The sequence below is a fragment of the Pseudomonas sp. BF-R-24 genome (assembly GCF_019947335.1).
GTDB classification, from domain to species: Bacteria; Pseudomonadota; Gammaproteobacteria; order Pseudomonadales; family Pseudomonadaceae; genus Aquipseudomonas; species Aquipseudomonas jessenii.
Genome location: NZ_JAGYGG010000027.1, coordinates 1 through 13,474 on the forward strand (window position 1 = coordinate 1; position 13,474 = coordinate 13,474).

The window sequence follows — 13,474 nt, forward strand, 5'->3', positions numbered from 1 at the left end:
CGGTGCCGGGTCCATGCTGGGATGGATCTCGGTGGTGCCCTTCCACACCAGGAACAGGCCACCGGCAATCAGGATCATGTCTTTCCAGGAAAACGCGTGGCCGAGAATCTCGATCACAGGATTGGTCAACTGGACGATGAACGCGATGGTGCTCAGCAAGCCCAGACGCAGGATCAACGCCATGCCGATACCGATGCGCCGTGCCCGCTGTCGATTGTGCAAGGGCAGCTTGTTGGTCAGGATCGAGATGAAGATCAGGTTATCGATGCCGAGCACGATCTCCATCACGATCAGGGTGGCAAGGGCGACCCAGGCGGTGGGGCTGGCGGCAAGTTGTAAAAGGTAGTCCATGGGTCTGTCCTGACTCGTTGTAATACGGTTTAGATTTCCTGGGAGGAAGATTCGGTTTTTTCCGAGTCTTTTTCCGATGATTCTTTCTTGCTGATCAACCCGCTGGTGGCGTCATTGAGTGCTTGCTCGGCGGCCTTGTGGGTATCGTCAATCGCCTGCTTGGCGCTTTCGGCAGCCTTGCCCATCAATTGTTGCGCGCTTTTCTCGGCCTGGTCGCAACCGGCCAGTACCAGTAAAGACGTGATCAGCAATGCCGTGGCTTTAAGCTTCATGATGCTTTCCTCGATAGAACGAACGGGACCTAAACGATGGCCCGTTGATAGCGATGCATTCTAGGGAAGTGAATACTTCAGTAAAATTCGTATTTTCAGCGGCTATACTTCGGTTTTTACGAACTGTAGATCGCCATGCTCAACTATCGGCAATTGCATTACTTCTGGGTGGTGGCCAAGACCGGCAGCATCGTGCGCGCCTGTGAGCAGCTCAATCTCACGCCACAAACCATCAGTGGGCAGATTTCATTACTGGAACAGACCTTTGGCATCGAGTTGTTTCGGCGTGTCGGACGGCAACTCGAACTCACCGAGGCCGGCCGGCAGGCACTGCCCTACGCCGAACAAATGTTCCAGCTGGGTGGCGAACTGGAACTGATGCTGCGGGCACAACCCAATGAGCAGCAGATCCTGTTTCGCGTCGGCGTGGCTGACGTGGTGCCCAAGTCCATCGTCTATCGCCTGATTGCACCGACCATGGAGCTGAGCGAACCGCTGCGCATCACTTGTCGCGAAGACAAGCTTGAACGTTTGTTGGCCGACCTGGCGATCCAGCGCCTGGACCTGGTGATATCCGACAGCCCGATGCCATCGCACCTGGACATCAAGGGCTACAGCCAGAAACTTGGTGAGTGCGGGATCAGCTTCTTCGCCACCCCAGAGCTGGCGGCCCGTTACGGCCACGACTTTCCGCGCAACCTGCACGGTGCGCCGCTATTGATTCCCGGGCCGGAAACCGTGGTGCGCAGCCGTTTGCAACGGTGGTTTGCCGAGCAGCAGATCCAGCCGCAAATTGTCGGCGAGTTCGACGACAGCGCCCTGATGCAGGCCTTCGGCCAATCCGGCAGCGGGATCTTCATCGGCCCGAGCGTGATTGCCGATGAGGTGCGACGCCAATATGGCGTGCAGGTGATCGGCCAGACCGACGCGGTGAGCGAGTCGTTCTATGCCATCTCAGTGGAACGCAAGGTCAAGCACCCCGGCATTGTCGCCATTACCGAAGGTGCCCGACGCGAGCTGTTTACCGAGTTTTAGGACACTCAGGCGCAGACTTCCCGGGGTTTGAAGGTCATCAGCGCAATGGCCAGCAGGATCGAGGCGAGAATGAACGCCGCCGCGGCGAAGCCAAGGCCTTGCAGCCCGACGCTGTCGATTACCCGGCCACCGATCATCGCGCCCAGACCGATACCGAGGTTGGCCCCGGCGATGTTCAGCGAAGCGGCGAACGCTGGCGCCTCGGGCGCCGCTTTCATCAGGCGCACATGGCTGACCAGGAACAACGCTGCCTGGGTCACGCCCCAGATGCCCATCGCTGCTGCCAGACCCAGCGGCGAGTGGATGTTCGGCACCAGCGCCACCAGGCCGGCAATCATGAACGCACAGAACATCATAGACGCCATCAGCGGATGACGATCCACCGCACGGCCACCCAGTGAGTTGCCGATCAGCCCGACCGCGCCAAAGCCCATCAGGCACCAGCCGACCACGGTGCCGTTGAAACCGGCCAGACGCTCAAGGATGTCCGCCAGATAGGTGTACGCGGTGAACATGCCGCTGAACACAATCACCGACAGCAGCACGTGACCGAGCATCAGCGGGCTGCGCAGGATCTTGAACTGCGACCGCAAGCTCACCTGATGCTGGTGCAGGTTGGTCTTCGGCAGATAGATAAACAGCAGCAGCGCCTTGGCAAAGGCGATGACCGCCAGAATCGCAAAGGCACTGCGCCAGCCGAACGCATCGGAAATCAGCGTGCCCACGGGAATGCCGAACACCGTGGCGCAAACGATGCCGAAGCCGATCTTGGCGATGGCGCGACCGGCGTAATCCGGCCCGACGATGTCCACCGCCGTTTCGCTGGCCAAGGCCCAGAACACTGGCAACCCCAGCGCCGGGATCAAGCGGGCAAACGCCATCACCCAGATGTTCGGCGCCAGCGCCGCGACCGTGTTGGCCAGGCCAAACATGATCAGCACCGAGATGAACAACTTGCGACGCTCGAAGCGGGCGAAATACGCCGTCAGGAACGGCCCGAACGCGGCCACGGTGAAGGCGAACAGGGTCACCAGCAAACCGGCCTGCGGGATGCTGACCTCCAGGTCCCTGGCGATAGCCGGCAACAGGCCAACAATGATGAATTCCGTGGTCAGCACCGTGAAGCCGGCGGCGGACAACAGAAGAATGGGCAGCAGCATGCAAAACTCCAGAAAACGAAAACACCAGCGATAGCCCGAAGGCCCACTGGCAGACATGAAAATGAGGATGGCGAATCTTAACAGAGTGTTTTCGGATGCGGTTGCACGAACCTGCAATTCGCGTTGAAGACCAGGGTGGCAGTTCGTCACAGGTCTGAAAGATCGTTCCTGCGCTGTGATAAAGTCCGCGCCCTGAAAAACGTACACCCTGTGATCAATGCCGATCATTTAAGGGGCAAAACCTGTGGGAGCGAGCTTGCTCGCGATGGCGGACCGTCAGACAACGCAAGTGTCGACTGTGCCAGCGTCATCGCGAGCAAGCTCGCTCCCACAAGGAATGCGGTGTTCTACACCCTGTATTCCCCTCCCGGTTTCCCGTCTGCGGCCTGCCCTGCTTGTTGCTGCAACTGCGACGAAACCATGCACTTATAAAAATTCAGAGATGCCGTTTTATGACAGCTTCATCCCCTTCTCTATTGCAACGCCTTAAACGCCTGAGCCTGGTCACACAGATCGTGATCGGCCTGATCGCCGGTATTGCCCTGGCGCTGATCGCCCCCGACATGGCGAAGTCCACGGCGTTCATCGGCAAAGTGTTTGTCTCTGCGCTCAAAGCCGTCGCGCCGATTCTGGTGTTCGTGCTGGTCATGGCGTCGATTGCCAACCACAAGCACGGCCAGGAAACCCATATCCGGCCGATTCTGTTCCTGTATCTGCTGGGCACTTTCGCCGCGGCCGTCGTGGCGGTGGTTGCCAGCATGACGTTCCCGTCGAGCCTGGTGCTGTCGACCCAGGACGTCGCGGTCACAGCGCCTGGCGGGATTGGCGAAGTGTTGCAAAGCCTGTTGCTGAGCGTGGTCGATAATCCGGTCAGCGCCCTGATGAATGCCAATTTCATCGGCATCCTGGCGTGGGCCATCGGTATGGGTATTGCCATCCGCCACGCCGGCGACACCACCCGTGAAGTGCTGGGCGACCTGTCCAACGGCGTGACGGTGATCGTGCGCCTGGTGATCAGCTTCGCCCCGCTGGGCATCTTCGGCCTGGTGGCCTCGACCCTCGCCACTTCCGGCTTCGGTGCCTTGATCGGCTACGCGCAGCTGCTGGCCGTGCTGTTGGGCTGCATGCTGTTCGTGGCGCTGGTGATGAACCCGCTCATCGTGTTCTGGAAACTGCGCCGCAACCCGTACCCGCTGGTGCTGACCTGCCTGCGCGAGAGCGGTATCACGGCGTTCTTCACCCGCAGCTCGGCGGCGAACATTCCGGTCAACCTGGAGTTGAGCAAGCGTCTGGGCCTGCACGAAGACACCTACTCGGTATCGATCCCGCTGGGTGCGACCATCAACATGGCGGGTGCTGCGATCACCATCACCGTACTGACCCTGGCGGCCGTGCACACCCTCGGCATCACCGTGGACGTTCCGACGGCGATCCTGCTGAGCGTCGTCGCGGCGATCTGCGCCTGCGGTGCTTCCGGTGTAGCCGGTGGTTCGCTGTTGCTGATTCCACTGGCGTGCAGCCTGTTCGGCATCCCGAGCGAAATCGCCATGCAGGTGGTGGCGGTCGGTTTCATCATCGGCGTGTTGCAGGACTCGGCGGAAACCGCGCTCAACTCGTCCACCGATGTGCTGTTCACCGCGGCGGCTTGCCTGGGCGAAGAGCAAAAAGCCGAGCGTTTGGCGTAACGCCGCCACCCCATGTGGGAGCGGGCTTGCTCGCGAAGGGGCCGTCAGCTTCAACATTAGCGTTGGCTGACACACCGCTTTCGCGAGCAAGCCCGCTCCCACAGGATTTGTGGTGTAGCTGAAGACTGGGTACCCATGAAAAAGCCCCCGCAGCCAAAGGCTCCGGGGGCTTTTTTGTACCCGGACGGTTTAGAACGCGCCCATGTAGTCGCGCTTGCCCACTTCCACGCCGTTATGGCGCAGCAGTGCGTAAGTGGTGGTGACGTGGAAGAAGAACTGCGGCAGGCCGTAGGTCAGCAGGTAGGACTGGCCGCTGAAGCGCTTCTCTTTAGGCGTGCCCGGACGGGTGACGATCTCGATGCCTTCCTTGCCGTTGATCTGCTCGGGCTTGATCGAGCCGATGAAGGCCAGTGCCTTGGCAATCAACGCTTGCAGTTCGGCGAAGGTGGTTTCGCTGTCGTCGTACTTCGGCAGCTCGACTTCAGCCAGACGACCGGTAACACCCTTGCTGAAATCAACGGCGATCTGCACCTGACGCACCAGAGGGAACATGTCCGGGAACAGGCGCGCTTGCAGGAACGCGTTAGGGTCGATGTTTTTTTCGGTGGCGTGAGCCTCGGCCTTTTTCAGTACATCGCTCAGGGCGTTGAGCATTTGCTGGAAAACAGGCACGGAAGCGTCGTACAGGGAAATGGTCATGGCAGGTCTCGTGTGGTGACTGGAGGGATCGCAGGTAACCTGTAGGAGCGAGCTTGCTCGCGATGGACGTGAACGATAAAGCGTTCTGTCTGAATAAACGCGTAGCGCTGGAGTCCATCGCGAGCGAGCTCGCTCCTACAGGTGATCAGCGTTGGAACGTGGGCCGATTATAGCCATGCACAGGCCTCCCGAAACCGGTCTTTTTCAGCTGCCGTAAACTTTGGCCGCAGGAACCGCTTGCGTCATCAGTTGAGCGACGGCATCGCCCATCTCGCCGACCGCCCAGCGGCCCTGGCGATCCAGTTGCGGACCACGGCGCCAGCCGTCGGCAATCGACAACTTGCCGCCCTCGACTTCGAACATCTGCCCGGTCACCTCGGCGGAAGCCTCCGACCCGAGCCACACCACCAGCGGCGCAACGTTTTCCGGGGCGAAGTAGTCAAAGCCCTCTTCAGGCTTTTTCATGGTGTCGGCGAACACTTGCTCGGTCATCCCGGTGCGCGCGGCCGGCGCCAGGGCGTTGGCGGTGATCCCGTAGCGGCGCAGTTCAGCCGCCTGCACCAGCGTCAGCGAAGCAATACCGCCCTTGGCCGCCGCGTAGTTGGACTGACCGATGGAGCCCTGCAAACCGGCGCCGGAGCTGGTGTTGATGATCCGCGCATCGACCCTGGCGCCGCCCTTGACCTGCTCACGCCAGTACTTCACGGCGTGGCTGGAAATGCAGAAATGGCCCTTGAGGTGCACGGCCACCACGGCATCCCAGTCGGCTTCGCTGAGGCTGGCGAACATGCGGTCGCGGCAGATGCCGGCGTTGTTGACCACCACGTTCAGGTCGCCGAAGGTTTCGATGGCCTGGCGCACGATCAACCCCGCCGAGTCATAGCGGGTAATGTCATCGCTGTTGGCCACGGCGCTGCCGCCCTGGCCGAGGATTTCGCCGACCACGGCCAACGCCGCTTCACGATTGATATCGTTGACCACCACTTTTGCACCTTCGGCGGCGAAGGCCAACGCGTAGGCACGGCCCAGACCACCGCCGGCACCGGTGATGATCACGACACGGTTTTCACAGATTTTCATGTTGCTCATCCTTCAAATTCATCACTCGTTGCCACAATCCCTGTGGGCATCTTGAAATCACAGGCGTTCGATAATCGTCACGTTGGCCTGACCGCCGCCTTCGCACATGGTCTGCATGCCGAAGCGTCCGCCGCTGCGCTCCAGTTCATGCAGCAAGGTGCACATCAAGCGGGTGCCGGTGGCGCCCAATGGATGTCCGAGGGCAATCGCGCCGCCATTGACGTTGGTCTGTTCGTGGGGGTAGCCGGTCTCTTTCAACCAGGCCATGGCCACCGAGGCGAAGGCTTCGTTGATCTCCACCCGGTCAATGTCTTCGAGCTTCATGCCGGCGCGCTTGAGTGCGTAAGCGGTGGCCGGGATCGGCGCGGTGAGCATCCAGATCGGGTCTTCGGCGCGCACGCTCAGGTGATGGATGCGTGCCCGTGGCGTCAGGCCATAACGTTTGAGCGCCGCCTCCGAGACGATCAGCATCGCACTGGCCGCGTCGCAGGTCTGGCTCGACACCGCGGCGGTGACCCGGTCACAGCCAAACAGGAATTCCAGCTCGGCCATTTTTTCCAGGCTGGTCTGGCGCGGGGTTTCGTCATGCAGCACACCGGCCAGCGGCACGATCTCGCGGTTGAAGCGGCCTTGCTCGATGGCCTGCAAGGCACGTCGATGGGACTCAAGCGAATAGGCTTCAAGTTGTGCCCGGGACAGGTCCCACTTTTCGGCGATCATCTGCGCCGAACGGAACTGCGTCGGTGGTTGCGCGCCATAGCGCCGCACCCAGCCTTCGGAACCGCTGAACGGATCAGTGAAACCCAAGGGCTCGGCGGCGATCATCGCCGAGGAAATCGGGATCTGGGTCATGGTCTGCACGCCACCGGCGATGACCACGTCCTGAGTCCCGCTCATCACCGCCTGGGCGGCGAAGTGCACCGCTTGCTGGGACGAGCCGCACTGGCGATCGATGGTGGTGCCCGGCACCGATTGCGACAGGCCGGCCGCCAGCCAACTGGTGCGGGCGATGTCACCGGCCAGCGGGCCGATGGTGTCGACACAGCCGAAGATCACGTCGTCGTAATCCTCGTCGGGAATGGCATTGCGCTCGACCAGCGCGCGCAATACGTGGGCGCCCAGGTCGGCGGCGTGGATCTGGCTCAGACCACCCTTGCGCCGCCCGGTGGGCGTACGCAGGGCGTCGACTATGTAGGCTTCAGGCATGGTCTACCTCGGAATCAGTTGAAGTCAGGCACATTCGCCAATACCCGTCAGTAGGAGCGCCGCACTACCTGGGGGAGCGGGCTTGCTCGCGAAGGCGGCATGGCAGGCAACATCAATTTTGAATGTGCCGGCCTCTTCGCGAGCAAGCCCGCTCCCACAGGTTTCACGGCACCTTACTGACCGGTATCAGCCACAGTTGCCGTCAGAAAGTACTGCCAGCACCCAGCGCAGTTTCGCCGCCAAACAAAGCCGCACGAATCCGCCCCTTGTGCACACCGCGATCGCCCCAGACCTTGTCCAGGGCCCAGGCGCGCTTCATGAACAGATGCAAGTCGACTTCCCAGGTGTACCCCATGGCGCCGTGGGCCTGGATGGTGTTCTTCGCCGCAAGCATGGCCGCTTCCGCCGTTGCCAACTTGGCGTGGGAGACGAATACGTCCTGATCTGCCTGCTGCTCCGCGAGAGCATAGGCGGCGCGATACAGCGGGCCTTTAGCGAACTCGATCTGCACCGCGACGTTAGCCATCAGATGCTTGACCGCCTGGAACGACCCCACCGGTTTGCCGAACTGCTTGCGCTCGAAGGTGTAGTCCACCGCCAGGTCGACCATGCGCTTGGCCAGCCCGAGCAATTGCGCGGCACTGGCGAGGGCGCCACGGTTGAAGGCTGCGGCCCACAAACGTCGGCCCTGTTCACCGCTGGCAACACAGGTGTCCGGTGTAGGCGTCCACTCGACCTGGTACAACTGACGGCTCGGGTCGACCGACTCGTTGCGGGTCAGGCGCACGGCATCACGCTCCAGCGCATGCACTTCATCGCCATGGGCCAGCAACAGCAGATCGGCGACATGGGCATCGCTGACCAGTGGGTTGCCCGGCTCGGAAACCGCGAGACGCGCGCGGCCCTCGGCCACTCGCGACAGCCATTTTTGTTTGAGCGGGGCGTGTTGCTCATCCAGGGCGGCGAGCAACGGCACGCCGACCAGCATGGTGTCCACCAGCGGCTCAGGCAGACCGGCGTAACCGCATTCCTGGGCAATCAGCACGAAGTCCAGCTCATTCATGCCCATGCCGTCCTGTGCCTCGGGCACGGTCAGGGCGGTCAGGCCCAGTTCCACCAATTGCGCCCAGAGTTGCTCACTGCGCCCGCTGTCGCTCTGCCACAGTTCGCGAATGCGTTCCGGGGTGACTTCGTTGATCAGAAAGCTGCGGACGTTGTCCTGAAACAGCAGTTGGTCGCGGCTGAAACTAAAGTCCATGGTCTATTCCTCAGGCACGCGGCATGCCGAGCATGCGTTCGGCAATGATGTTGCGCTGGATCTCGTTGGTGCCGGCGTAGATCGGCCCGGCCTGGGCAAACAGGAAACCTTCCAGCCAATGGCCGACGTCACCGGCGGCAGGGGCATGCGGCAGCAGTTCGCCACGCAAACCGAGAATGCTCATGGCGGTGTCGTGCATGCGCTGGTCGAGTTCGGACCAGAAGATCTTGTTGGTCGACGATTCCGGCCCGATCTTGCCGCCCTGCACCAGCTGCGAGGCGGTCATGTAGGTGCCCAGGGTGTAGGCCTCGGCATCGAGCCAGGCGCGCATCACTGCTTCGCCAATGGCCGGGTCGCGGTCGGCCTGCTCGCGGTTGGCCAGGTACAACTGCACCAGGCGCCTGGCGGTTTCCTGGAAACGCGCAGGCGAGCGCAGCAACAAACCGCGCTCGAAACCGGCGGTGGACATCGCCACGTGCCAGCCCATGCCTTCACCACCGAGGGCGTTCTCCACCGGCACCTTGACGTCGTCGAAGAAAATCTCGGCGAAACCCGGCAAGCCGTTGAGCTGCGGAATCGGCCGCACGGTGATCCCCGGCGTGTTCAGCGGCAGCAGGATGAACGTCAGGCCGTGATGGCGCTGGGACTGCGGGTCGGTGCGGAAAATACCGAACGCCCAGTCAGCCCACACCGCGCGGGTCGACCAGGTTTTCTGGCCGTTGATCACGTAGTGGTCGCCCACCCGCTCAGCCTTGGAGCGGATCGCCGCCATGTCGGAACCGGCACCCGGCTCGGACCAGGCCTGGGCCCAGATGTCTTCGCCGGTGGCCATGCGCGGCAGGAATCGCGCTTTCTGCTCTTCGCTGCCGTACTCCATCAGGGTCGGGCCGAGCAGGAAGATGCCGTTCTGGTTGACCCGTGCCGGCGCCCCGGAACGGTAGTATTCCTCTTCGAAAATCAGCCACTCGATCAGGTCGCAACCACGGCCGCCGAGTTCGGTCGGCCAGGTGACCATGCCCCAACGGCCTTCATTGAGCTTGGCTTCCCAAGCGCGGTGCTCGGCAAAACCTTGCTCGGTGTCGAACGATTGCAGCGGTTCACTCGGTACATTGGCCGCCAGCCAGGTCCGCGCATCAAAGCGAAAGGCCTGCTGGGCCGGGGTATAGGTCAGGTCCATGGATATGCCTTCAGCCGTTGAATCGGGCATCGCGTTTCTCGACGAACGAGTCGCGTGCTTCCTGAGAGTCCAGTGAGCGGTAGGCTTCGAGGGTGAAGCCCTGCTCCCAGCGGTATTTGTCTTCCAGATTGCCGTCTTCGATGCCGCTCAGCGCTTCCTTGGCCAGGCTGATCATGCCCGGGCTCTTGGCGGCAATGGTGCGGGCGATCTGCAACGCGGCTTCGCGCAAGTCTTCGCGCTTGACCACCCGCTCCACCGCGCCCAGGCGGTAAGCTTCGGCGGCGTCGATGGCCTCGCCGGTGAAGTACATGTGGCGGACTTTCTGCACCGGGAACAACCGCTGCAAATGCGCACCGCCGCCCATGGCCCCGCGATCCACTTCCGGCACGCCGAAGGTGGCGCACTCGGACGCGACGATGATGTCGGCGGCGCCGCAGATACCGATGCCGCCACCGAGCACGAAGCCGTGCACGGCGACGATCACCGGTTTCGGATTGCGGTGGATCGCCTTGAAACTGTCGTAGTTGCCCTTGTTCACCGCGACGATCAGGTTGCCGTCGGCGGCCAGTTCCTTGATGTCGACCCCGGCGCAGAAGCCGCGCCCTTCGGCCCGGATCAGGATCACCCGCACCTCGGCATTGCGCCCCAGGCTTTCGATTTCGCTGGCGATGTCGGCCCAGCCCTGGCAGTTGAAGGCGTTGACCGGTGGCCGGTTGAAGACCAGTTCGGCAATGCCGTTATCGATGCTGACGCTAAATGGTTTCATGGTTTCCTTCCTTCACAATACATGGCCCCTTCACGACACACGGCGGCACAGTTCGCCCAGGCGCGCTTCGGCGTCGCGGACGATCTGTTCAATCAATTGGGCGCAGCTTGGCAAGCTGTCGATGGAGGCGGCGATCTGCCCGGCGGGCAAGACGCCCGCGGCCGGTTGCCCGTCGACCATGGCTTTCTGGATCACCATCGGCGCGTTGGCGGCCATGATGCTTTGCGCGGCGGTCAGGTCCCCGCTGCCGCGCATCTTCAGCGCGCTGGTCAGCAGTTGCATCAGGCTCATGCCGGTGTGGCGGCGGTAGGCCAGGCCACTCTGCAATGCCAGCAACAGGCGCTTGAGGCCGCCGCTGTTTTCCAGTTGGTTGAGCAATTCGTTGCGGATCATCCGTTGCGGCATGCCGTCGATGGCGCGGCTGATGATGATCGCCGCCGGGTCCTTGACCGCCAGGTAACGCGCCAGGGTCGCTTGCGGCACCGGGCTGTCGGCGCACATCAGGAAACGCGTGCCCATGGCGATGCCCTCGGCGCCGTAGGCCAGGGCCGAAACCAGGCCCCTGCCGTCCTTGAAACCGCCGGCCGCCACCACGGGCACCGACACCGCATTGACCACTTGATCCAGCAGCATCGAGGTCGGCACGGAGCCGGTATGCCCACCGCCCTCGCCGCCTTGCACGGTCACCGCATCCGCGCCCATTTCCACGGCTTTCTGTGCATGTTTGAGCGCGCCCACCGTGGGAATGCACACCACGCCGGCGTCCTTCAGGCGGCTGATCATCTGCTTGCCCGGCGAACGGCTGTAGCTCACCGCCCGGACTTTATGGCGCAACACCAGTTCGACGATCTCGCTGGCATTGGCCTGGTACATGTGGAAGTTCACCCCGAACGGCTGATCGGTCAGGCGCCGGGTTTCGATGATCGCCGCTTCCATCTGCTGCGGTTCGATGGTCGCCCCGGCGAGAAAGCCGAAACCACCGGCATTGCCCGTGGCCGCCACCAGTTTCGGGTCGGCGACCCAGCCCATGGCGGTCTGGATGATCGGATAACGGCAACCGAGCAGTTCGGTCAATCGGGTATTCAACGAGATCGCCATGCTCACGCCTCGCCCGTTTTGCGTTGGGAACTGGCCATGGCCTTGGCGTCGTAGCCACCGAGGCGGTCGCCGGACACCAGTTCGTTGTGGGCATGGGCGAAGTGATGCAGGCCGAACACCATGTCCATGGTCGCGCGCTTGCCCATCAGGTCTTCGGCGTTGTTCACCGCCTGCTTGCTCAGCTGCAGGCCCAGGCGCGGCATCTGTGCGATGCGCCCGGCGATGTCGAGGGTCTGTTGTTCCAGCTCGTCGCGAGCAACCACCCGATTGAGCATGCCCATCTGATAGGCACGCGGTGCCGGCATGCGCTCGCCGAGGAACAGGAACTCCTTGGCGATGCGCGGATTGAGTTCATGCACGTGGGCGAAATACTCGACCCCGGGAATGCCCATGCGCACCACCGGATCCGCGAAGTAAGCATCCTCGCTGGCCACGATCAGGTCGCAGACCCAGGCCAGCATCAACCCACCGGCAATGCACGCGCCCTGGACCATGGCGATGGTCGGCTTGGGCATCTCGCGCCAACGGCGGCACATGCCCAGATAGACTTCCTGCTCACGGGCATACAAAAACTCGCCGCCCGGTTTGTTCACATGGTCGTACCACAGGCTGGCGCGGTCGAACGTCTTGTCGACGTCGCGGCCCGGGGTGCCGATGTCATGCCCGGCGGAGAAATGCTTGCCGGCGCCACGCAACACAATGACCTTCACTTCATCGTCATCGCAGGCCCGGCGAAACGCCGCGTCCAGCGCATAGGTCATCTGCGAGTTCTGCGCGTTGTGGAACTCGGGGCGGTTCATGGTGACCAGGGCCACCGCGCCACGCACCTCGTACAGCACCACCTCGGCCTGATTGTTATCGTTATGTTCAGCCATCACTTTTCTCCGCAACGCGTTGCTCAGCGTTGGCCTGGCGGGTTGTCTTTGAGTTGCAGGGCGCGCAGGTTGTGCGGGTCCAGACGCTGGATCAGCTGCAACTGCTCGGCCGTCGGCGCGGCTGTGGTCGGGCAATCGTCCGGCACGTGCAGCTCGAAGCCGGTGTTGTCCTGGACTTGCGCCGCCGTCACGCCGGGGTGCAGCGAACGGATGCGCATCTGCCGTTGCGGGCCCTGGAAATCCAGCACGCAGAGGTCGGTGATGATCAGGCGGATGTCGATGTCGTTCAGCGACCAGCCCCGTGCCAGTCGGGCCGGGTTGTAACCGACCGAGGCGACCATATCGACCTCGCCTTCGACGAATACCCGGCGGTTGTGGCTCGGCACGCAAAACGAGTTGGCGTGGCTGATCGAGTTGCCGGGAAAACCGCGTACACCGAGCATCTGCGCCTTGGGTCTGGCGTAGTCGCCGATGCAGGAAATGTTGGCCTGACCAAAACGGTCGATCTGGGTCGGGCCCACCAGGGCATGGCGCTTGCCGCCCCAGACGTTGTCGAAAATCCGCGAGAAACCCATCCAGCTGTCGCGCTTGGGTTCATAGCCTTTGCGCGCGCCCAACGGCACCGGCTCGGCGACCATGTAGGCTTCGGAGTCGGTCATCAGCAGTTGCGGGTTGCTGGTCAGCATGGCCAGCGAAGCGGCCAGACGCGGGATCACGCCGATGCCGGAAGCCAATACTTCGCCGTCTTCGCGCCAGGCTTCGGAGGCCGCGCAGATCATCAGTTCGGCGAGGCTGTAATCAGTAGTGCTCAT

The 13,474-nt window shown here is 62.4% G+C and carries 14 protein-coding genes; 2 read left to right on the forward strand and 12 right to left on the reverse strand.

All coding sequences use genetic code 11. The features are described 5' to 3' along the window. Both KGA98_RS20080 and KGA98_RS20085 read right to left on the reverse strand, forming a co-directional pair. Positions 1-351: TerC family protein (locus KGA98_RS20080; RefSeq protein WP_411736673.1), on the reverse strand; the 351-nt coding region annotated here is incomplete at its 3' end. Between the two features lie 29 nt (positions 352-380). Beyond that, a complete protein-coding gene (locus tag KGA98_RS20085) occupies positions 381-623 on the reverse strand; it encodes a hypothetical protein (protein WP_150812569.1) in 243 nt (80 codons plus the stop codon). Between the two features lie 135 nt (positions 624-758). Here KGA98_RS20085 and nhaR point away from each other — a divergent pair, with 135 nt between their 5' ends. Beyond that, complete coding sequence (gene nhaR, locus KGA98_RS20090) at positions 759-1,658, forward strand: transcriptional activator NhaR (RefSeq protein WP_057714085.1); 900 nt, start codon at positions 759-761, stop codon at positions 1,656-1,658. Between the two features lie 5 nt (positions 1,659-1,663). Here nhaR and KGA98_RS20095 read toward each other — a convergent pair whose 3' ends face one another. Then, on the reverse strand, positions 1,664-2,818 hold the full coding sequence (locus KGA98_RS20095; protein ID WP_057714084.1) for an MFS transporter: 1,155 nt from the start codon (positions 2,816-2,818) through the stop codon (positions 1,664-1,666). A gap of 452 nt (positions 2,819-3,270) precedes the next feature. On the opposite strand from KGA98_RS20095, the gene sstT reads away from it, so the two are divergent. Further along, positions 3,271-4,503 (forward strand): serine/threonine transporter SstT, encoded by a 1,233-nt coding sequence (gene sstT / locus KGA98_RS20100; RefSeq protein ID WP_223503368.1) that lies wholly within the window; start codon positions 3,271-3,273, stop codon positions 4,501-4,503. 189 nt (positions 4,504-4,692) lie between these two features. Here sstT and KGA98_RS20105 read toward each other — a convergent pair whose 3' ends face one another. The 9 genes from KGA98_RS20105 to KGA98_RS20145 all read right to left on the reverse strand — a co-directional run bounded on the left by KGA98_RS20105 (position 4,693) and on the right by KGA98_RS20145 (position 13,474). Further along, positions 4,693-5,202 carry a DUF1993 family protein gene (locus tag KGA98_RS20105; protein ID WP_154861387.1) on the reverse strand — a complete coding sequence of 170 codons (510 nt, stop codon included), beginning with the start codon at positions 5,200-5,202 and terminating at the stop codon, positions 4,693-4,695. Positions 5,203-5,406: 204 nt separating this feature from the next. Then, complete coding sequence (locus tag KGA98_RS20110) at positions 5,407-6,282, reverse strand: SDR family oxidoreductase (protein WP_223503370.1); 876 nt, start codon at positions 6,280-6,282, stop codon at positions 5,407-5,409. A 57-nt stretch (positions 6,283-6,339) separates the two neighbouring features. Next, positions 6,340-7,488 carry an acetyl-CoA C-acetyltransferase gene (locus KGA98_RS20115; protein ID WP_057714080.1) on the reverse strand — a complete coding sequence of 383 codons (1,149 nt, stop codon included), beginning with the start codon at positions 7,486-7,488 and terminating at the stop codon, positions 6,340-6,342. A 202-nt stretch (positions 7,489-7,690) separates the two neighbouring features. Then, positions 7,691-8,746: an acyl-CoA dehydrogenase family protein gene (locus tag KGA98_RS20120; RefSeq protein WP_223503372.1), complete on the reverse strand. Its 1,056-nt coding sequence runs from the start codon at positions 8,744-8,746 to the stop codon at positions 7,691-7,693. Positions 8,747-8,756: 10 nt separating this feature from the next. Further along, positions 8,757-9,923, reverse strand: coding sequence for an acyl-CoA dehydrogenase family protein (locus KGA98_RS20125; RefSeq protein WP_223503451.1), 1,167 nt, complete (start codon positions 9,921-9,923; stop codon positions 8,757-8,759). A 10-nt stretch (positions 9,924-9,933) separates the two neighbouring features. Further along, positions 9,934-10,689, reverse strand: a complete 756-nt coding sequence (locus tag KGA98_RS20130; protein WP_057714077.1) for an enoyl-CoA hydratase family protein — start codon at positions 10,687-10,689, stop codon at positions 9,934-9,936. Positions 10,690-10,719: 30 nt separating this feature from the next. After that, complete coding sequence (locus tag KGA98_RS20135; protein WP_223503374.1) at positions 10,720-11,787, reverse strand: NAD(P)H-dependent flavin oxidoreductase; 1,068 nt, start codon at positions 11,785-11,787, stop codon at positions 10,720-10,722. Between the two features lie 2 nt (positions 11,788-11,789). Next, positions 11,790-12,662: an enoyl-CoA hydratase gene (locus KGA98_RS20140; RefSeq protein ID WP_046043072.1), complete on the reverse strand. Its 873-nt coding sequence runs from the start codon at positions 12,660-12,662 to the stop codon at positions 11,790-11,792. 23 nt (positions 12,663-12,685) lie between these two features. Further along, positions 12,686-13,474, reverse strand: coding sequence for a CoA-transferase subunit beta (locus tag KGA98_RS20145; RefSeq protein WP_223503376.1), 789 nt, complete (start codon positions 13,472-13,474; stop codon positions 12,686-12,688).